Below are 20,287 nucleotides of genomic sequence, written 5' to 3'. Positions count from 1 at the left end.
GTCACGTGGCAAATAACAATATCGGTCCCAAGCGTCTTGTCGTCGGTGCGCATTACGGCCTGAAAGACTGGCTCGCGCAACGCGTTACCGCAGTCATCATGGTGGTCTTCACCGTGGTGCTCGCCGTGGTGTATCTCGCCTTCGGCAACCCTTCTTACGAAGGCTGGTCGGGTCTCTTCGCCAACCAATGGATGAAGCTCCTGACGTTCCTGACCATCCTGTCGCTGCTGTTCCATGCATGGATCGGCATTCGTGACATCTGGATGGACTATGTGAAGCCGATGGCCGTGCGCCTCGTGCTGCAAGTTCTAACGATTCTGTGGCTCGTCGGTTGCGCGGGCTACGCTGCTCAGATTCTCTGGAGGGTGTAATAAATGGTCGCAGTCAAGACTGGATTGCCGCGTCGCAAATTTGACGTGGTCATCGTCGGGGCGGGCGGCGCCGGGATGCGCGCATCCCTCCAGCTCGCGGAAGCCGGCCTGAGCGTGGCCGTGCTGTCGAAGGTTTTCCCGACCCGCTCGCACACCGTGGCGGCGCAGGGCGGTATCGGTGCCTCGCTGGGCAACATGAGCGAGGACAACTGGCACTATCACTTCTACGACACCATCAAGGGCTCGGACTGGCTGGGTGACCAGGACGCCATCGAGTTCATGTGCCGTGAAGCCCCGAAGGTCGTGTACGAGCTCGAACACTTCGGCATGCCGTTCGACCGTAACGCCGATGGCACGATTTACCAGCGTCCGTTCGGCGGCCACACCGCCAACTACGGCGAGAAGCCGGTGCAACGCGCTTGCGCCGCCGCTGACCGTACCGGCCACGCGCTGCTGCACACGCTGTATCAGCGAAATGTGCGCGCCAAGACGCATTTCTTCGTCGAATGGATGGCACTGGACCTGATCCGCGACGAAGAAGGCGACGTGCTGGGCGTGACCGCGCTGGAAATGGAAACCGGCGAAGTCTATATCCTCGAAGCGAAGACCACGCTGTTCGCGACCGGCGGTGCCGGCCGGATCTACGCGGCTTCCACCAACGCCTTCATCAATACCGGTGATGGCCTGGGCATGGCGGCGCGTGCCGGCATCCCGCTGGAAGACATGGAATTCTGGCAGTTCCACCCGACCGGCGTGGCCGGCGCGGGCGTGCTGATCACGGAAGGCGTGCGTGGCGAGGGCGGCATCCTGCGTAACAAGGATGGCGAGCGTTTCATGGAACGCTATGCCCCGACGCTGAAGGATCTGGCGCCGCGTGACTTCGTGTCGCGCTCGATGGACCAGGAAATCAAGGAAGGCCGTGGTTGCGGCCCGAACGGCGACTACGTGCTGCTCGACCTGACCCACGTCGGTGCCGAGACCATCATGAAGCGCCTGCCGTCGATCCGCGAAATCGGCATGAAGTTCGCCAACGTCGACGCGATCAAGGAACCTATCCCCGTCGTGCCGACCATCCACTACCAGATGGGTGGTATTCCGACGAATTTCCACGGTCAGGTCGTGGTGCCGAAGAACGGCAACCCGAACGAAGTGGTCAACGGTTTCTACGCGATCGGCGAATGCTCGTGCGTGTCGGTGCACGGCGCCAACCGCCTGGGTACCAACTCGCTGCTCGATCTGGTGGTGTTCGGCCGTGCCGCCGGCAACCACATCGTGGCCAACGCCAGCAAGCAGAAGGAACACAAGCCGCTGCCGGCCGATGCCGCCGACCGCGCCATGGCCCGTCTGGCCAAGCTGCAGGCAACGACCTCGGGCGAATACACCCAGGACGTGGCCAACGACATCCGCCGCAACATGCAGTCGCATGCCGGCGTGTTCCGTACGCAGAAGCTGATGGACGAAGGCGTCGAGCGCATTCTGGAAGTGGCCGAGCGTGCCGACAACATCCACCTGAAGGACAAGTCCAAGGTCTTCAACACCGCGCTGGTGGAAGCCCTGGAAGTGGCCAACCTGGTGGAAGTGGCCAAGGCCACGATGATCTCGGCCGCGGCCCGCAAGGAATCGCGTGGCGCCCACGCCCACAGCGACTTCCCGAACCGCGACGACGACAACTGGCTCAAGCACACGCTGTTCTACAGCGAAGGCAACCGCCTCGACTACAAGCCGGTGAAGATGCAGCCGCTGACGGTGGAATCGGTTCCGCCCAAGGCTCGTACGTTCTGATACCCGCCTCGTAGAGAAAACAGGACCCCCAGAAATGAAGCGTATTTTCGAAGTCTACCGCTACGATCCGGACAAGGACGCCGCCCCCCGCATGCAGACCTACGAGGTCGAGCTGGACGGTCACGAGCGCATGCTGCTGGATGCACTGGTCAAGCTGAAGAAGCTGGACGAAACCATCTCGTTCCGTCGTTCGTGCCGTGAAGGCGTGTGCGGCTCGGACGCGATGAACATCAACGGCAAGAACGGCCTGGCCTGCCTGACGAACATGCGCGAGCTGCCGGACCGCATCGTGCTGCGTCCGCTGCCCGGCCTGCCGGTGGTGCGCGACCTGATCGTCGACATGACGAACTTCTTCAAGCAGTACCACTCGATCAAGCCGTTCCTGATCAACGACGAGCCGCCGCCCGAGAAGGAACGTCTGCAGTCGCCGCAGGAACGCGACGAGCTGGACGGCCTGTACGAGTGCATTCTGTGCGCCAGCTGCTCCACGTCGTGCCCGTCGTTCTGGTGGAACCCGGACAAGTTCGTCGGCCCGGCCGGTCTGCTGCAAGCCTACCGCTTCATCGCGGACAGCCGCGACCAGGCCACCAGCGAGCGTCTGGACAACCTGAACGACCCGTACCGGCTGTTCCGTTGCCATAGCATCATGAACTGCGTCGACGTGTGCCCGAAGGGCCTCAATCCGACCAAGGCGATTGGCAAGATCAAGGAACTGATGGTTCGCCGCGCTGTTTAATTGCCCGGTATAAACTGCCTTCTGCGCCCCCGCCGTTCGCGGTGCAGACAGGCAGTCTGCAGTAATGCAAGTTGATGTAAGCGGCGCGTCAGCCCGATGCGGTATCAAGTCGGGCTGGAGCGCCGGTCAATGAAGGCTGACCATGAGTCATTCCACCACTTTCTCCCATCAGGCCGACCCGCACAAACGTGCCCGTCTTCGCTGGCGCGCCCGCCGCGGCCTCCTGGAGAACGACATCATCGTCGAACGTTTCTTCAACCGTTACGAGGAGAGCCTGTCCGATCAGGACGTGGCTTCGCTGGGCGAGCTGTTCGAGCTTAGCGACAACGAGTTGATGGACCTGCTGCTTGTCCGCAAGGAGCTTGACGGTGAGCTCGACACGCCCCCGATGCAACGGGTACTCAGCCTGCTGCGTTCGGTCTGAGTTTGGTCAACACTATTATTCACAGTATTTGAAGGAACCGACATGACGCCGTCCGATGTGAAAGCCACGCTATCGTTTTCCGATGGTTCCCCCAGCGTTGAGCTGCCGATCTACAAGGGCACCGTTGGCCCGGATGTGATCGACATTCGCAAGCTGTACGGTCAAACCGGCAAGTTCACCTATGACCCGGGGTTCATGTCGACCGCTTCGTGCAACTCGAAGATCACGTACATCGACGGCGACAAGGGCGAGCTGCTGTACCGCGGCTACCCGATCGAGCAACTCGCCGAGAAGTGTGATCACCTCGAAACCTGCTACCTGCTGCTGAAGGGCGAACTGCCCAACGCCAAGCAGAAGGAAGATTTCGTGAACTCGGTGATGAACCACACGATGGTTCACGAGCAGCTGCAGTTCTTCCTGCGCGGTTTCCGCCGCGACGCTCACCCGATGGCCGTGCTGACGGGCCTGGTGGGCGCGATGAGCGCGTTCTACCATGACGCGATGGACATCGACGATCCGCACCAGCGCGAGATCTCGGCCATCCGCCTGATCGCCAAGATGCCGACCCTGGTCGCCATGGCGTACAAGTACAACATCGGCCAGCCGTACATCTATCCGCAGAACGACCTGTCCTACTCGGGCAATTTCATGCGCATGATGTTCGGTACGCCGTGCGCACCGTACACCGTGAACCCGGTGCTGGAGCGCGCGCTGGACCGCATCTTCATCCTGCACGCCGACCACGAGCAGAACGCATCGACGTCGACCGTGCGCCTGGCCGGCTCGTCGGGCACGAACCCGTTCGCGGCCATCGCCGCCGGCGTGGCCTGCCTGTGGGGTCCGGCCCATGGCGGCGCGAACGAAGCCGCGCTGAAGATGCTGGAAGAAATCGGCAGCGTCGACCACATCGGCGAGTTCATCAAGCAGGTCAAGGACAAGAATTCGGGCGTGCGCCTGATGGGCTTTGGCCACCGCGTGTACAAGAACTACGATCCGCGCGCCAAGCTGATGCGCGAAACCTGCCATGAAGTGCTGAACGAACTGGGTCTGCACAACGACCCGCTGTTCAAGCTGGCCATGGAACTGGAAAAGATCGCGCTGGAAGATGAATATTTCGTGAGCCGCAAGCTGTACCCGAACGTGGACTTCTACTCGGGTATCGTGCAGCGCGCGCTGGGCATCCCGACCTCGCTGTTCACCTGCATCTTCGCCCTGGCACGTACGCCGGGCTGGATCTCGCAGTGGGAAGAGATGATCACCGATCCGGAATACAAGATCGGCCGTCCGCGTCAGCTGTTCAACGGCAACGCCGCCCGCAACGTGCCGGACATGGCAAAGCGCTAAGCCGCGTCCCGTGCTGTATGAAACGCCCCGGCCCGCCGGGGCGTTTTTTTTTGCGTCCGATGCGACCTGGCCTGCAGGCGGCCCGGGTTGCGCAAGGTGGCGCAAAGCATCGCATACGCCACAAATGCGGCTATGCACAATTGTTGTGAAACACGATTTTGACGACGATTCCTGCCTTGGCATGGTTGCAACGGCATGCATTAGTTGTCAGATTTTCTCCAAAACCGAATATCTCTACTTCATCAGGGTGCAACTTTCCCCCTATAATGCGGGCTGCTTTGCCGACCGGCAGCCGGGCCACCCTTCCGGCCAGCCGCGTTGGAGAAGCGGGGCAGGCGAAAGGCTTGCGCAATAGAGAACGCATCAACGTTGTCTTTCCGAACTTACGGCGGCCGCGGCATCCCCGAGATGTGCGTACGCCGACACATGCCGGGCCCCGCATTCGCTTCATTATCTTCATCGCAGGCCCGGTTTCCGCTCATGGGCCGTACGTTCGCCACGTCAGGCGGCGCTTCTTCCTCGCGGGTGTTGTTCGATTGCGCCAGTCATGCCGACTCTGCCCGGAATGACCCATACATAATCGAGGAGCTCCTGATGACGCTGTCCCGTCTCACGTCCACTGCCATGGCCGCCGTGCTTGCCACTGCCGGTCTCGCTGCCTTCACCTCGGCCAACGCCGAAACCGTCAAGATCGCCATTGCCGGCCCCATGAGCGGCTCGGTCGCCCAGTACGGCGACATGGTCAAGGCCGGTGCCCTGACCGCGATCGAACAGATCAACGCGGCGGGCGGCGCCAACGGCAACAAGTTCGAAGCCGTGCTGATGGACGACGCCTGCGAACCGAAGCAGGCCGTGGCCGTGGCCAACAAGATCGTCAGTCAGGGTATCCATTACGTGATCGGTCACGTGTGCTCGGGTTCGACGATTCCGGCCTCGGATATCTACGAGAACGAAGGCATCGTGATGGTGACGCCGTCGGCCACCGCGCCGCAGCTGACCGAAACGAAGAAGCGCAACTTCATCTTCCGCACGATCGGCCGCGACGACCAGCAAGGCCCGGCCGCCGCCCAGTACATCATCGGCAAGGTCAAGCCGAAGAAGGTTGCCGTGCTGCATGACAAGCAGTCGTACGGCCAGGGTATCGCCAGCTCGGTGAAGAAGGACCTGGAAGCGGCCAAGATCCCCGTGGCAGTCTTCGAAGGCGTCAACGCCGGCGATTCCGACTACTCGGCCGTGATCACCAAGCTGAAGTCCCAGGGCGTGGATTTCGTGTACTTCGGCGGCTACCACCCGGAAATGGGCCTGCTGCTGCGCCAGGCGCGCGAGCAGGGCGTGAAGGCCACGTTCATGGGCCCCGAAGGCGTGGGCAACAAGGACGTGACGGCTATTGCCGGCCCGGCTTCGGAAGGCATGCTCGTGACGCTGCCGGCCGACTTCTCGGCCGACCCGGCCAACGCCGCGCTGGTGAAGGCCTTTGCCGACAAGAAGCGTGACGCCAACGGTCCGTTCCAGATGCCTGCCTATGCCGCCGTCAAGATCATCGGCGACGCCATCGCCGGCGCCAAGAGCACGGACCCGACGAAGGTGGCCGCTTACATGCACAAGAACGCGTTCACCACGCCGATCGGCAAGGTCGAATACGACGCCAAGGGCGACCTGAAGTCGTTCAAGTTCGTCGTCTACACGTGGCACAAGGACGCCACGAAGACCGCCGCAAACTAAACCCGGCGCCATCCTGGCGAAACGCCCCGCGGCCAACCGGCCTGCGGGGCGTTTTGGTATCGGTTCGATGTCGGGTAGCCGCCACATAAGGGCGGTCGGCATCGCGCATCGGACTCATCCGATCCACAAGGTCCCCGCATGAACGAATTCCTTCCTCAGTTCACCCAGCAGCTGGTCAACGGCCTGACGCTGGGTGCGATCTATGCGCTGATCGCCATCGGCTACACGATGGTCTACGGCATCATCGGCATGATCAACTTTGCCCACGGCGAGATCTACATGATCGGCGCCTACGTGGGTCTTGTGACGCTGACCGCCATTGGCGCGCAAGCCGGATATCCGCTGCCGCTGGTGCTGGGCGCGGCGCTGCTGGTTGCCGTTGTCGTGACTGGCTGCTACGGCTTTGCCGTGGAGCGCGTGGCATACCGCCCCCTGCGTGGCGGCCCGCGCCTGGTGCCGCTGATCTCGGCCATCGGCATGTCCATCTTTCTGCAGAACTATGTCCAGATCGGGCAGGGCGCGCGTGACGTGTCGGTGCCCATCCTGATCTCGGGTGCCATCGAATTCCAGATGGGCGGCGACTTCACGGTGACCGTGCCGTATTCGCGCCTGCTGATCGTTGGCGTGACGCTGGTGCTGATGATCGCGCTGACGCTGTTCATCGGGCATTCGCGCATGGGCCGCGCCTGCCGCGCCTGCGCCGAAGACATGCGCATGGCCAACCTGCTGGGCATCGACACGAACCGCGTGATCTCGTTCACGTTCGTGCTCGGCGCCATGCTGGCCGCCGTGGGCGGCGTGCTGATCGGGCTGACGATCGGCAAGCTCAATCCCTTTATCGGCTTTATCGCCGGCATCAAGGCCTTTACGGCGGCGGTGCTGGGCGGCATCGGCAGCATTCCGGGCGCGATGCTGGGCGGCGTGCTGCTAGGCCTGGCCGAGACGTTCGCGTCGGGCTACATGCCGTCCGAGTACAAGGACGTGGTGGCATTCGGCCTGCTGGTGCTGGTACTGCTGTTCCGTCCCACGGGCCTGCTTGGCAAGCCCGATGTGGAAAAGGTCTGAGGGGAGGGCGACATGACACAAGCGACTTCGATTTCGCGGGCGTCGATCCCGCAAACGTCGGTCTCGGACACGCTGAAGAATGCCGTGACCGCCGCCGTGCTGACGGCCATCCTGACCATCCCCGTGCTGGGCCTGCAGCTCAAGCTCGACGGCTACAAGGTGGTGCTGGAGCCGCACTGGCGTCCGGTGTGGATTGCCGTGGGCCTGGTGTTCCTGTTCCAGCTGTGCAAGCCGTTCCTGCTGCGTGCCCGCAACGCGGTCAAGCTGCCGTCGGTGCCCGCGATGGGCGCCCGGCAGCAGCGGTCGGCCATCTGGGTGCTGCTGGTGGTGGGCCTGGTGTTCCCGTTCTTCGGCTCGCGCGGCGCGGTGGACGTGGCCACGCTGGCGTTGATCTACGTGATCCTGGGCCTGGGCCTGAACATCGTGGTGGGCTATGCCGGCCTGCTCGATCTGGGCTACGTGGGCTTCTACGCGGTCGGCGGCTATACCTATGCGCTGCTGAACCAGTACTTCGGCCTGACGTTCTGGGAATGCCTGCCGCTGTCGGCCGGCCTGGCGGCCACGTTCGGCTTCATCCTGGGCTTCCCGGTGCTGCGTCTGCGTGGCGACTACCTGGCCATCGTGACGCTGGGCTTCGGTGAAATCATCCGCCTGCTGCTGAACAACCTGACCAGCCTGACCGGCGGACCGGACGGCGTATCGGGCATTCCCAAGCCGACCGTGTTCGGCATCGAAATGGCACGCAGTGCCAGCGTGGAAGGCGCGAAGACGTTCCATGACCTGATCGGCATCCCGTATGCCGGCCAGCACATGGTGATCTGGCTGTACCTGCTGGCGCTCCTGCTGGTGGGTTTCACGCTGTTCGTCACGAGCCGCCTGATCCGCATGCCGATGGGGCGTGCGTGGGAGGCACTGCGCGAGGACGAGATCGCCTGCCGCTCGCTGGGCCTGAACCCGACGCGCATCAAGCTGTCGGCCTTCACGCTGGGCGCATCGTTCGCCGGCCTGGCCGGTGCGTTCTTTGCCGCGCGCCAGGGCCTGGTCAATCCGGAATCGTTCACCTTCATCGAGTCGGCGCTGATCCTGGCCGTGGTGGTGCTGGGCGGCATGGGTTCGCAGCTGGGCGTGATCCTGGCGGCCATCCTGCTGACCATCCTGCCCGAAGTGGCGCGCGACTTTGCCGAATACCGCATGCTGATCTTCGGCCTGGTGATGGTGTTGATGATGATGTGGCGTCCGCAGGGCCTGCTGCCCGCTAGCCGTCCCCACGTGGAGCTGCCGCGATGAGCACTGAAATGCTGAAAGTATCGGGCCTGCAGATGCGCTTTGGCGGTCTGCTGGCCGTGGACGGCATCGAGTTCGATGTGCGCCGCGACGAGGTCTTCGCCATCATCGGTCCGAACGGCGCCGGCAAGACCACCGTGTTCAACTGCGTGGGCGGCTTCTACAAGCCCACCGCCGGCGAGGTGACGCTGGACGGCCATTCGATCGCGCGCAAGCCCAGCCACGTGGTGGCACGCCACGGCCTGGTGCGCACGTTCCAGAACATCCGCCTGTTCAAGCAGCTGACCGTCGTGGAAAACCTGATGGTTGCGCAGCACCTGCAGGTCAAGGCCGGGCTGCTGCGCGGCCTGCTGGCCACGCCGGCCTACCGCCGCGCCGAGCGGGAGGCGCTGGAGCGTGCCGCCGAATGGCTGGAGCGCATGGGCCTGACGAGCGTGGCCAACCGCGAGGCGGGCACGCTGTCGTACGGCCACCAGCGCCGGCTGGAGATCGCGCGCTGCATGATCACCAGGCCGCGCCTGCTGATGCTGGACGAACCGGCGGCCGGTCTGAACCCGCAGGAAAAGATCGAGCTGCAGCAGCTGATCGATCGCCTGCGCCGTGAATTCAATATCTCGGTGCTACTGATCGAGCACGACATGAGCCTGGTGATGGGCGTGTCGGACCGCATCCTGGTGATGGAGCACGGCAAGCCGATCATGGTCGGCAAGCCCGAAGCGGTGCGCAACGACCCGCGCGTGATCAAGGCATACCTGGGAGAGGACTGATGCTGAAGCTGGAAAACGTCCATACCCACTACGGCGCCGTCGAGGCGCTGTCGGGCGTATCGATCGATGTCAACAAGGGCGAGATCGTCACCCTGATCGGCAGTAACGGCGCCGGCAAGACCACGCTGATGATGACCGTGTGCGGCACGCCGCGCGCGTCCAGCGGCCGCGTGCTGTTCGAAGGCCAGGACATCACCCGCCGCAACACGCACGAGATCATGCGCATGGGCATGGCAATTTCGCCAGAAGGCCGGCGCGTGTTCCCGAGCCTGACCGTGCTCGAAAACCTCAAGATGGGTGGCTTCTTTGCCAGCCGTCATGACATCGAGGCCGGCATCGAGCACGTGTTCAAGCTGTTCCCGCGCCTGAACCAGCGCGCGAGCCAGCGGGCTGGCACGATGAGCGGCGGCGAGCAGCAGATGCTGGCCATCGGCCGCGCGCTGATGAGCAAGCCCCGCCTGCTGCTGCTGGACGAGCCCACGCTCGGTCTGGCGCCACTGATCATCGCGCAGATCTTCGACATCATCCGCACGATCCGGGAAGAAGGCGTCACGGTGTTCCTGGTGGAGCAGAACGCCAACAAGGCGCTGCAGGTGGCCGACCGCGGCTACGTGCTGGAAACCGGCAAGGTGGTGCTGGCCGATACCGGCGCCAACCTGCTGGCCAACGACCGCATCCGTGCGGCGTACCTGGGCGGCTGAAGTCGCGGCTCCCCTCTCCCGCGTGCGGGAGAGGGGAGAAACCAAGGCCAGCGCGAGCCCCTTCGCCATCCGCGAAATCCCCCTTTCGCCAATGACCGCCGCCCAGGCGGTCCGGCCTGCCCTTCGGCGGCGGAGCCACATGGCATAATCGCTTGTGATGTCAAGTAATTACCGGCTGCGCCGGAAAAGCAGCAAAATAGCCTGCTTGCCCGCGAGGCATCCGGAAAACATTCCCCTGCAAACAACGCGCGGATTCGCGCCGTTCGCATCCCCCGGGATACGCGACGGACGGTCTGCCCCCCGCATCATGGCCAAGACGCTCTACGACAAACTCTGGGATGACCACACCGTCCACGTCGAGGAAGACGGCACGACGCTGCTCTACATCGACCGTCATCTGCTGCATGAAGTGACCAGCCCGCAGGCCTTCGAAGGCCTGAAGCTGGCGGAGCGCCCGGTGTGGCGCATCAGCGCGAACCTGGCCGTGTCGGACCACAACGTGCCGACCACCGACCGCACCCAGGGGATTGCCGACCCGATCTCGAAGCTCCAGGTTGATACGCTGGATGCCAACTGCGACGCCTACGGCATCACGCAGTTCAAGATGAACGACCACCGCCAGGGCATCGTCCACGTGATCGGGCCCGAGCAGGGCGCCACGCTGCCCGGCATGACCGTGGTCTGCGGCGATTCGCACACCAGCACGCACGGCGCGTTCGGCGCGCTGGCGCACGGCATCGGCACGTCGGAAGTGGAGCACGTGCTGGCCACCCAGACGCTGCTGGGCAAGAAGGCGAAGAACATGCTGATCAAGGTGGAAGGCAAGCTGCCGCGCGGCTGCACCGCCAAGGACATCGTGCTGGCCATCATCGGCAAGATCGGCACGGCCGGCGGCACGGGCTACACGATGGAATTCGCCGGCTCGGCGATCCGCGACCTGACCATGGAAGGCCGCATGACGGTCTGCAACATGGCCATCGAAGCCGGGGCGCGTGCCGGCCTGGTGGCCGTGGACGACGTCACGCTCGAATACGTGAAGAACCGCCCGTTCGCGCCGCAGGGTGTGGAATGGGACCAGGCCGTGGCCTACTGGCGCACGCTGCATTCGGACGCCGGCGCCCACTTCGACAAGGTGGTGGAGCTGCGCGCCGAGGACATCCGTCCGCAGGTCACCTGGGGTACGTCGCCCGAAATGGTCGTTAGCATCGAAGACCGCGTGCCGGATCCCGAGAAGGAAAAGGACTCGAACAAGCGCAACGCCATGGAGCGGGCGCTGGAGTACATGAACCTGCAGCCGAACACGCCGATGGAGTCGATCAATATCGACAAGGTGTTCATTGGCTCGTGCACCAACAGCCGCATCGAGGACATGCGCGCCGCCGCGGCGGTGGTGCAGAAGCTGGGCCGCAAGGTGGCGTCCAACGTGAAGCTGGCGATGGTGGTGCCGGGCTCGGGCCTGGTCAAGGAACAGGCCGAGAGCGAAGGGCTGGACAAGGTCTTCAAGGCCGCCGGCTTCGAATGGCGCGAACCGGGCTGCTCGATGTGCCTGGCGATGAACGCCGACCGCCTGGAACCGGGCGAGCGATGCGCGTCCACGTCGAACCGCAACTTCGAAGGCCGTCAGGGCGCCGGTGGCCGTACGCACCTGGTCAGCCCGGCCATGGCCGCGGCGGCCGCGATCGAAGGGCATTTCGTCGACATCCGCAAACTCGGCTGAACGGCCACGACGGGTCAACGGGTCAACCACGGCTTTCGAATAGAGAAAACATGAAAAAGATCGTGATCACACTGCTGGCATGCCTGGGCATGCTGCAACTGGCTGGCTGCAACACGATGGCCGGCCTTGGCAAGGACACGCAGGCAGCCGGGCAGGCGCTCGAGAACGCTGCCCGGAAGTAAGGACACATCATGGACAAGTTCACCGTACACAGCGGCCTCGCGGCGCCGCTCGATCGCGAAAACGTCGATACCGACGCGATCATCCCGAAGCAGTTCCTGAAGTCGATCAAGCGCACGGGCTTTGGTCCGAACCTGTTCGACGAATGGCGCTACAAGGACGTGGGCCAGCCCGGCCAGGACAACAGCAAGCGTCCGCTGAACCCGGACTTCGTGCTCAACCAGCCGCGCTACCAGGGCGCATCGATCCTGCTGGCCCGCAACAACTTCGGCTGCGGCAGTTCGCGCGAGCACGCACCGTGGGCGCTCACGCAGTACGGCTTCCGCGCGGTCATCGCGCCGAGCTTTGCCGATATCTTCTTCAACAACTGCTACAAGAACGGCCTGCTGCCCGTGGCGCTGACCGACCTGCAGGTCGATCACCTGTTCAACGAGACGCTGGCGTTCCCGGGCTACAAGCTGACCATCGACCTCGACAAGCAGTTGGTGATCACGCCGGGTGGCGACAGCTATTCGTTCGACATCGCCCCGTTCCGCAAGTACTGCATGCTGAACGGTTTCGACGATATCGGCCTGACGCTGCGCCAGAAGGACAAGATCAAGTCCTACGAAGCCGAGCGCCTGACCAGGATGCCCTGGCTGGGCAACCGCGTGGTCGGCTGAGGCGGGCCGGGTTCACTTATCTATCTAGGAAGACAAATGAAGATTGCAGTCCTGCCGGGCGACGGTATCGGTCCCGAGATCATTGCCGAAGCCGTCAAGGTGCTGAACGCCCTTGGCGAGAAGTTTGAAATGGAAACCGCCCCGGTGGGCGGCGCCGGCTACGAGGCCGAAGGACACCCGCTGCCGGAAAACACGCTGAAGCTGGCCAAGGAAGCCGACGCCATCCTGTTCGGCGCCGTGGGCGACTGGAAGTACGACAGCCTGGAGCGTCCGCTGCGCCCCGAGCAGGCCATCCTGGGCCTGCGCAAGCATCTGCAGCTGTTTGCCAACTTCCGCCCGGCGATCTGCTATCCGGAACTGACCGGCGCGTCGAGCCTGAAGCCCGAACTGGTGGCCGGCCTGGACATCCTGATCGTGCGCGAACTGAACGGCGACATCTACTTCGGCCAGCCGCGCGGCGTGCGCGAGGCGCCGGACGGCCTGTTCAAGGGCGCCCGCGAAGGCTTCGACACGATGCGCTACAGCGAGCCCGAAATCCGCCGCATCGCCCATGTGGCGTTCCAGGCCGCGGCCAAGCGCGGCAAGAAGCTGTGCAGCGTGGACAAGGCCAACGTGCTGGAGACGTTCCAGTTCTGGAAGGACATCGTGATCGATGTCAGCAAGGAATATCCGGACGTCGAGCTGTCGCACATGTACGTGGACAACGCCGCGATGCAGCTGGTGAAGGCGCCGAAGAGCTTTGACGTGATCGTCACCGGCAACATGTTCGGCGACATCCTGTCGGACGAGGCCGCCATGCTGACCGGCTCGATCGGTATGCTGCCGTCGGCTTCGCTCGATGCCAACAACAAGGGCCTGTACGAGCCGTCGCACGGTTCGGCACCCGATATCGCCGGCAAGGGCGTGGCCAATCCGCTGGCCACGATCCTGTCCGCCGCGATGATGCTGCGCTACTCGCTGAACCGCGCCGAACAGGCCGACCGCATCGAGAACGCCGTCAAGAAGGTGCTGGCGCAGGGCTACCGTACCGGCGACATCCTGACGCCGGGCTGCAAGCAGGTGGGCACCCGCGAAATGGGCGAGGCAGTGCTGGCGGCGCTGTAAGGCATCCATTGCCCATGGTTTGGCTCCCCTCTCCCGCCAGGTGGGAGAGGGGCCGGGGGTGAGGGAAAAGCGGTGCAAGATGCGAAATCGCAATTTTTAGCCTCTTGCCGTCTCCCCCGGCCCCTCTCCCACACGTGGGAGAGGGGAGAGAACCGCCGGCGAGCAACAAATCACCCCGCATTTCCCCTGCGGCAGCGCCGCAATTTCGTGTAGACTCTCCCGTCATGGCCCGATTCCACCAGTCCCTTCTGACTGCCTCCGCTGCTCGCACCGCTATCCGCGGCACGATCGGCGCGGATTCGCTCGGCCTGACCGCAACGACGATTAAAACCATTACCAAAACGATCCCCTAGATCGTTCGTCGTGCCTGCCCGTCTTCCCCGCGCAGCCACGCCGGGCGAGGAAAATGGCGGGGAAGTTCACATCACATCCGAGGTAAGTCATGATTGTAGGTCTCGTCGGTTGGCGAGGAATGGTCGGCAGCGTCCTGATGCAGCGCATGCAGGAAGAGGGCGATTTCGACCATATCGAGCCCGTTTTCTTCAGCACGTCCAACGCTGGCGGCAAGGCCCCGGCCATGGCCAGGAATGAAACCACGCTGAAAGATGCGAACGACATCGAAGCACTGAAGAAGTGCGACGTCGTGCTCACCGCCCAGGGCGGCGACTACACGAACGATGTGTTCCCGCGCCTGCGCGCCGCCGGCTGGAACGGCTACTGGATCGACGCCGCGTCGTCGCTGCGCATGAAGGACGACGCCATCATCGTCCTGGATCCGGTGAACCTCGGTGTGATCAAGGACGCGCTGGCCAAGGGCGTGAAGAACTTCATCGGCGGCAACTGCACGGTCAGCTGCATGATGATGGGCCTGGGCGGCCTGTTCGAGCACGACCTGATCGAGTGGATGACCTCGATGACGTACCAGGCCGCGTCGGGCGGCGGTGCCCAGCACATGCGCGAGCTGCTGACGCAGTTCGGCACGCTGAACGCCGCGGTCAAGCCGCTGCTGGACAATCCGGCATCGGCCATCCTGGAAATCGACCGCCAGATCCTGTCGACCCAGCACGGCCTGTCGGCTGACGAAACCAGGCAGTTTGGCGTGCCGCTGGCCGGCAACCTGATTCCCTGGATCGACAAGGACCTGGGCAACGGTGTTTCCAAGGAAGAATGGAAGGGCGGCGCCGAGACCAACAAGATCCTGGGTCGTGGCGAAGGCTTCGTCGGTGCCACCGGCGCCACCCCGATCGCCGTGGACGGCCTGTGCGTGCGGATTGGCGCGATGCGCTGCCACTCGCAGGCGCTCACGATCAAGCTGCGCCGCGATGTGCCGCTGGACGAGATCGAGGGCATGCTGGCCGCCAACAACCAGTGGGCCAAGGTCGTGCCGAACACGCGCGAAGCCAGCATGAAGGACCTGACGCCGGCCGCCGTCACGGGCACGCTGACGATTCCGGTTGGCCGTCTGCGCAAGATGCAGATGGGCGGCGAGTACCTGTCTGCCTTCACCGTGGGCGACCAGCTGCTGTGGGGCGCCGCCGAGCCCCTGCGGCGTATGCTGCGCATTCTGATCGAGGGTTGAGCCCCCGGATTGCCTCCCCGCTTTCGTTGCAGGGAGGCAACAGAATCTGCCGCTTTCCGAGCAACGCCGCGCCTCTGCGCGGCGTTGTCGCATCCGGAACGCTTTTTTTCGCAGGCTTGCGTCACAATACAGCCGGCATGCGCTTGGCCACGGGGTCATCGCCACCATGCATCGGGGATGCATGGCAGCGACATTGGGCGCGCAGCAGGGCAGGCATCGACCTGTCCGTTTCGTCGCCCGCCAGCCAGCCATTTGTTGGGATCGGGTTAATTTCTGCTACTAAAAACCATAAATGGAGCACGAGGTGAGTGTGAGCCTACATCGCCGGAAAGATGCGCCTACTGTCCGTCAGCGCTGGTCAACGCTGGCCATCACGGCTGCCGGTCTGCTGCTTGCGCAGCCTGCCGCGTACGCCGCGGGGTTCGGGCAATTAAGGGTTCAATCCAATCTGGGGCAGCCGCTCCAGGCTGAAATCGATATCACCGGCGTGACGCCCGAGGAAGCTGACAGCCTGGCTGTCAAGCTGGCTGCGCCGTCCGCCTATTCACGCGCCGGGCTGACCTATCTGTCGGCCATTTCGACCGTGAAGCTCGACGTGCAGAAGCGTCCGAACGGTACCTATGTGGCCACCGTCCGGTCCAACCAGCCGCTCAGCGAACCGTTCGTCGACATCCTGGTCGACATGAGCTGGTCCAGCGGCAAGATCACGCGCGCCTATACCTTCCTGCTGGACCCGGCTGGCGCCCAGCCGTCGAACCAGGCGTTCTCGCCCACCACGGTGGTGCAGGCCGCCACGCCCGACGTGTCGCCGGCGCCTGCTCCGGCCCCGGTCGCCAACGCGCCTGCCGCTGCGGCGCCGGCGCCCACGGTAGCGCCGGCGCCCGCCCCGGCCCCGGCCCGTCAGCCGCGCCGCGCCGCCGCGCCGGCCGCCGTGGCCGATGGCACGGCCGCCCATGGCAGCTACACGGTCCAGCAAGGCGATACGCTGTATGCCATCGCCGGCGAAGCCTCGCAGGGCGTTGATTCGGTGTCGCTGGAGCAAATGCTGCTCGCGCTCTACCGCAACAACCCGAATGCCTTCATCGGCGGGAACATCAACCGGATCAAGTCCGGAGCCGTGCTGAAGGTGCCGAGCGCCCAGCAGGCCCAGTCGGTGAGCCCGCGCGAAGCGCGCCGCGAAGTGGTGGCGCGTACGCAGGGCTTCGACAGCTACCGCAGCCGGCTGGCCGCGGCGGCCGCCGCCAAGTCGGTGGAAGCGGGCTCGGGCCGCGAGCAGTCGGGCAACGTGACGGCGCGTGTGCAGGACACCACGGTGCCGAACGCGGGTCCGCGTGACGAACTGAAGCTGTCGAAGGCCGAGAAGGGCGCGCAGGCCAAGGCGGAAGCCGACGTGGCCAGCCAGCGCAAGCTGAAGGACGCCGAATCGCGCGTCGCCGATCTGGAGAAGAACATCTCCGACATGCAGCGCCTGATGGAGCTGAAGAACTCGGAGATCGCCAAGCTCAACCAGAACAACCAGGGCGCCAAGGCTGCCACGGGGGCCGCCGCTGCCACCGCTGCGGCATCGGCCGCGCCGGCGGCTGGCAAGGCCGCCGATACTGCCGCGCCTGCGCCCACCGTGGTGCCGGCCGAGCCGGCCAAGGCTGCGGATGCCCCGAGCACCGCCACGCCGGAACCCGCACCGGCTGCGGCAGCCTCGGCTGCCGCGTCGGCACCGCAAGCTGCCGCCGCGGCGTCGGCCCCGCAAGCCGGCGCTTCTGCACCGGCAGCCGCCGCCTCGGCGCCGGCCGTGGCGAACAAGAAGCCGCCGGTCATCCAGCCGGTGCCCCAGCCGTCGTTCCTCGACGAACTGCTCGCCAACCCGATGTTGCTGCCGGGCGCTGGTGTGCTGGTTGCGTTGCTTGGCGGATATGCGTACTATCGCCGCCGCCAGAAGCAGAAGGCGAGCGAAAACACCGGGTTCGGTGACAGCATCCTGTCCCAGGAAAGCACGGTCATGGCGGGCGGACACTCGTTGTTCGGCACCGCCGGTGGCCAGAGCGTCGACACGTCGCAGCACAGCGTGTTCGGCGCCGACTTCCGCATCGGCAACAACTCGCCCGAAGCGACGGAAGTCGACCCGATTGCCGAGGCCGAGGTGTACATCGCGTACGGACGCGACGTGCAGGCCGAGGAAATCCTGCGCGAAGCGTTGCAACAGAATCCGGAGCGCCAGGCCATCCGCCTGAAGCTGCTGGAGATTTACAACACTCGTCAGGATGTGGAAGGTTTCCGAGTGATCGCAGAAGAAATGTTCGCCCAGGTAGGCGGACAAGGCGCGGACTGGCAACAGGTCGCGGAAATGGGTCGCAGGCTCGATCCGGGCAATGCGCTGTACCTGTCGGTGACGCCCGACGTGACGGCGGAAGCCGATACCACGACGCCGGTGGCCGACCAGTGGCGCACGCAGGATCCCGCCCAGTCGATGCAGCAGGCACCGCAGGCGCCGGCCATGCCGGACCTGGCACTGCCGCTGGACGCCTTCCCGGCGCCCGCGCCGGGGGAGCCCATCGTGGCGCCGGCGTCGGCCTCGCTGGTATTCGGTAACGATCACCTTGCGGAACCGGTGGCGCGACTGGACGACGTGCTGGACGAAAGCCACGACGCCGGCCTGGATCTGCCGGCAGGCGGAGTGCCGGCGCTCGATACGCCGACGCGCTCGCGTCCGCTGGAATTCGACATGTCCGGCCTGTCGCTGGACCTGAATGCCGCGAACTCGGGTGCCGCGGCGGACGAGCCGGCTGCCACGTTCGAGGTGCCGACGCTCACGGAATCGACCGTGCCGCTGCCCGCACCGACGATGCTCCAGAACGGCAAGCTGGTCGAGCCGATCGACCTGGCCCGTGTCACGTCCGAAGGGCATGGCGACGCCACGCATGGCGTGTCGGCCAGCACGCTGTCGGCCACCGGGATGGACGGCAGCCGCGACATGCAGATCAAGCTCGACCTGGCGCGCGCCTACATCGAGATCGGCGACAAGGAAGGTGCCCGCGAACTGCTGCAGGAAGTGGTGGAGCAGTCGGAAGACCCGCTGCAGACCGAAGCCCGCACGCTGCTGCGCGACGTGGCCTGATGCGGGTTGGCCTGCGGGTCTGGACCCAAAGGCCGGTATGATGCAGGGTTTGCGGCACGCCGTTCAGACGGATGCCGCAGCCCGAAGCGATGCGCCGGAAGCGTCCCTTCCGGCGCATTTTGTTTTTGGGCATCGCCACATCCATGAATCGCATCGCCATCGGACTCCACTACGACGGTTCGGCCTTTTCCGGCTGGCAGTCGCAGCCCCACCGCAACACCGTGCAGGACCACCTGGAAGACGCCATCGAGCGTTTTGCCGGCACGCGCCTGCTGACCACGGTGGCGGGGCGGACCGATACCGGCGTGCATGCGCTGGGCCAGGTCATCCACCTCGATACCGAGCTGGACCGCGACAAGTTCTCGTGGGTGCGCGGCGTCAACGCGTTCCTGCCGCCGTCCATCGCGCTGCAATGGGCGGAGCCGGTCGACGACGGGTTCCATGCGCGCTTCCTGGCCTACGAGCGGATGTATTACTACGCGCTCTACACAGGCCCGCACCGCGTGCCGATGATCCACGGCCGCGCCGGCTACCAGATGCTGCCGCCGGGCCAGCGGCTCGATGTCGATGCCATGCGCGCGGCAGCCGCCTGCCTGCTGGGCGAGCATGACTTCTCGGCGTTCCGGGCGGCCGAGTGCCAGGCCAAGTCGCCGGTCAAGACGATGTACGACGTGACGATCCGGGGCGACGGCAACTGGGTGTTCCTGCGGTTCCGCGCCAGCGCGTTCCTGCACCACATGGTGCGAAACCTGATGGGCTGCCTGGTGGCGGTGGGGCGGGGGCGTTACCCGGCCGAATGGATGGCCGAGGTGCTGGCCGGCCGCAACCGGCAGAAGGCCGCCCCGACATTCATGCCCGACGGGCTGTACCTGGTCGACGTGAAGTATCCTGAGCCGTACCAGCTCCCCGCGGCGGATGCGTCCGCCAGCTTCTTCCACGGAGTATTTGCCGATGGTCCCGACAATGGCGCCTGAATCCGGCCGCGTGCCGCCCCGCACCCGCATCAAGATCTGCGGGCTGACGCGTCCGGAGGACGTGCGTGCGGCCGTTGACGCCGGCGCCGATGCCATCGGCCTGGTGTTCTACGACAAGAGCCCGCGCTTCGTGGATGTGGCGCGCGCGGCCGCACTGGCCGAGCAGGTGCCGCCGTTCGTCACCGTGACCGGCCTGTTCGTCAACGCCGATGCCGAGGAAGTGGCGCATGTCACCGAGCGTGTGCCCCTGACGCTACTCCAGTTCCATGGCGACGAAACGGCGCAGCAATGCACGGATATCGCCCGCCGCTGCCGGCTGCCGTATATGCGTGCCGCCCGTGTCCAGCCGGGGCTTGATTTGGTAGAATTCGCCGATCAATACCGTGACGCCGCCGGCCTGTTGCTCGACGCCTTCGTGGAAGGCTATGGCGGTGGCGGCCACGTCTTCGACTGGACCCTGATTCCTGCTCAATGGCTTCCGCCCATTCCGACCAGCCCGCCCGCAAGCGACGCTCCTCGCATCGTTTTGAGTGGTGGGTTGAACGCGCAAAACGTCGCTGGTGCGATTGAACGCGTGCGCCCCTATGCCGTGGATGTCAGCAGCGGCGTGGAGGCGTCGAAGGGTGTGAAGGACCACGCCCGCATTGCCGCGTTCGTGCGCGCCGTGCGCAGGGCGGATGCAGGACAGGCCGGCCAGTAACGCCACGCCAGCACTGTTGCGCTGCCATCCCCGATTGCCCCCGGTCGCGCCGATCGCCCGATA

General features: G+C 64.8%; 18 protein-coding genes. All 18 read left to right on the top strand.

The features are described 5' to 3' along the window. Positions 1-5: 5 nt before the first annotated feature. The 18 genes from sdhD (at position 6) to AC3FJ6_RS02010 (ending at position 20,224) form a co-directional block, all read left to right on the top strand. Positions 6-371, top strand: coding sequence for a succinate dehydrogenase, hydrophobic membrane anchor protein (gene sdhD, locus AC3FJ6_RS02095; protein WP_066733321.1), 366 nt, complete (start codon positions 6-8; stop codon positions 369-371). Between the two features lie 3 nt (positions 372-374). Continuing rightward, complete coding sequence (gene sdhA, locus AC3FJ6_RS02090; protein ID WP_092594308.1) at positions 375-2,153, top strand: succinate dehydrogenase flavoprotein subunit; 1,779 nt, start codon at positions 375-377, stop codon at positions 2,151-2,153. Between the two features lie 34 nt (positions 2,154-2,187). Further along, the gene (locus tag AC3FJ6_RS02085; RefSeq protein ID WP_092594307.1) at positions 2,188-2,889 is read left to right on the top strand and encodes a succinate dehydrogenase iron-sulfur subunit; all 702 of its coding nucleotides are present in this window, start codon (positions 2,188-2,190) and stop codon (positions 2,887-2,889) included. 142 nt (positions 2,890-3,031) lie between these two features. Then, complete coding sequence (locus AC3FJ6_RS02080; protein WP_400391615.1) at positions 3,032-3,313, top strand: FAD assembly factor SdhE; 282 nt, start codon at positions 3,032-3,034, stop codon at positions 3,311-3,313. Positions 3,314-3,355: 42 nt separating this feature from the next. After that, entirely contained in the window at positions 3,356-4,657 is a 1,302-nt protein-coding gene (gene gltA / locus AC3FJ6_RS02075) for a citrate synthase (protein ID WP_153945460.1), read from the top strand. Between the two features lie 594 nt (positions 4,658-5,251). Beyond that, on the top strand, positions 5,252-6,379 hold the full coding sequence (locus AC3FJ6_RS02070; protein ID WP_400391612.1) for a branched-chain amino acid ABC transporter substrate-binding protein: 1,128 nt from the start codon (positions 5,252-5,254) through the stop codon (positions 6,377-6,379). Between the two features lie 138 nt (positions 6,380-6,517). Beyond that, positions 6,518-7,444 carry a high-affinity branched-chain amino acid ABC transporter permease LivH gene (livH, locus tag AC3FJ6_RS02065; protein WP_092594303.1) on the top strand — a complete coding sequence of 309 codons (927 nt, stop codon included), beginning with the start codon at positions 6,518-6,520 and terminating at the stop codon, positions 7,442-7,444. A gap of 12 nt (positions 7,445-7,456) precedes the next feature. Further along, on the top strand, positions 7,457-8,731 hold the full coding sequence (locus AC3FJ6_RS02060) for a high-affinity branched-chain amino acid ABC transporter permease LivM (protein WP_400391608.1): 1,275 nt from the start codon (positions 7,457-7,459) through the stop codon (positions 8,729-8,731). After that, entirely contained in the window at positions 8,728-9,495 is a 768-nt protein-coding gene (livG, locus tag AC3FJ6_RS02055; protein ID WP_488770493.1) for a high-affinity branched-chain amino acid ABC transporter ATP-binding protein LivG, read from the top strand. Before AC3FJ6_RS02060 ends, livG begins: the two co-directional genes overlap by 4 nt. After that, positions 9,495-10,196, top strand: coding sequence for an ABC transporter ATP-binding protein (locus AC3FJ6_RS02050; protein WP_488770492.1), 702 nt, complete (start codon positions 9,495-9,497; stop codon positions 10,194-10,196). Before livG ends, AC3FJ6_RS02050 begins: the two co-directional genes overlap by 1 nt. Positions 10,197-10,503: 307 nt before the next feature. Further along, positions 10,504-11,913, top strand: coding sequence for a 3-isopropylmalate dehydratase large subunit (gene leuC, locus AC3FJ6_RS02045; protein WP_488770491.1), 1,410 nt, complete (start codon positions 10,504-10,506; stop codon positions 11,911-11,913). 50 nt (positions 11,914-11,963) lie between these two features. Next, positions 11,964-12,095, top strand: a complete 132-nt coding sequence (locus AC3FJ6_RS02040; protein ID WP_153945455.1) for an entericidin A/B family lipoprotein — start codon at positions 11,964-11,966, stop codon at positions 12,093-12,095. A 9-nt stretch (positions 12,096-12,104) separates the two neighbouring features. Next, entirely contained in the window at positions 12,105-12,755 is a 651-nt protein-coding gene (leuD, locus tag AC3FJ6_RS02035; RefSeq protein ID WP_488770490.1) for a 3-isopropylmalate dehydratase small subunit, read from the top strand. 36 nt (positions 12,756-12,791) lie between these two features. Beyond that, positions 12,792-13,859 (top strand): 3-isopropylmalate dehydrogenase, encoded by a 1,068-nt coding sequence (gene leuB, locus AC3FJ6_RS02030; protein WP_153945453.1) that lies wholly within the window; start codon positions 12,792-12,794, stop codon positions 13,857-13,859. 442 nt (positions 13,860-14,301) lie between these two features. Next, the gene (gene asd, locus AC3FJ6_RS02025; protein WP_488770489.1) at positions 14,302-15,438 is read left to right on the top strand and encodes an aspartate-semialdehyde dehydrogenase; all 1,137 of its coding nucleotides are present in this window, start codon (positions 14,302-14,304) and stop codon (positions 15,436-15,438) included. A 304-nt stretch (positions 15,439-15,742) separates the two neighbouring features. Continuing rightward, the gene (locus AC3FJ6_RS02020; protein WP_488770488.1) at positions 15,743-18,550 is read left to right on the top strand and encodes a motility hub landmark protein FimV; all 2,808 of its coding nucleotides are present in this window, start codon (positions 15,743-15,745) and stop codon (positions 18,548-18,550) included. A 143-nt stretch (positions 18,551-18,693) separates the two neighbouring features. Continuing rightward, entirely contained in the window at positions 18,694-19,524 is an 831-nt protein-coding gene (gene truA, locus AC3FJ6_RS02015) for a tRNA pseudouridine(38-40) synthase TruA (RefSeq protein WP_153945450.1), read from the top strand. Next, complete coding sequence (locus tag AC3FJ6_RS02010; protein ID WP_488770487.1) at positions 19,514-20,224, top strand: phosphoribosylanthranilate isomerase; 711 nt, start codon at positions 19,514-19,516, stop codon at positions 20,222-20,224. The genes truA and AC3FJ6_RS02010 overlap by 11 nt, the downstream gene beginning before the upstream one ends. Positions 20,225-20,287: the final 63 nt, after the last annotated feature.

Source organism: Cupriavidus sp. 94F1, assembly GCF_057798875.1.
Note: the sequence above shows the minus strand (reverse complement) of the source record. Positions and strands in the feature narration are given on the sequence as shown.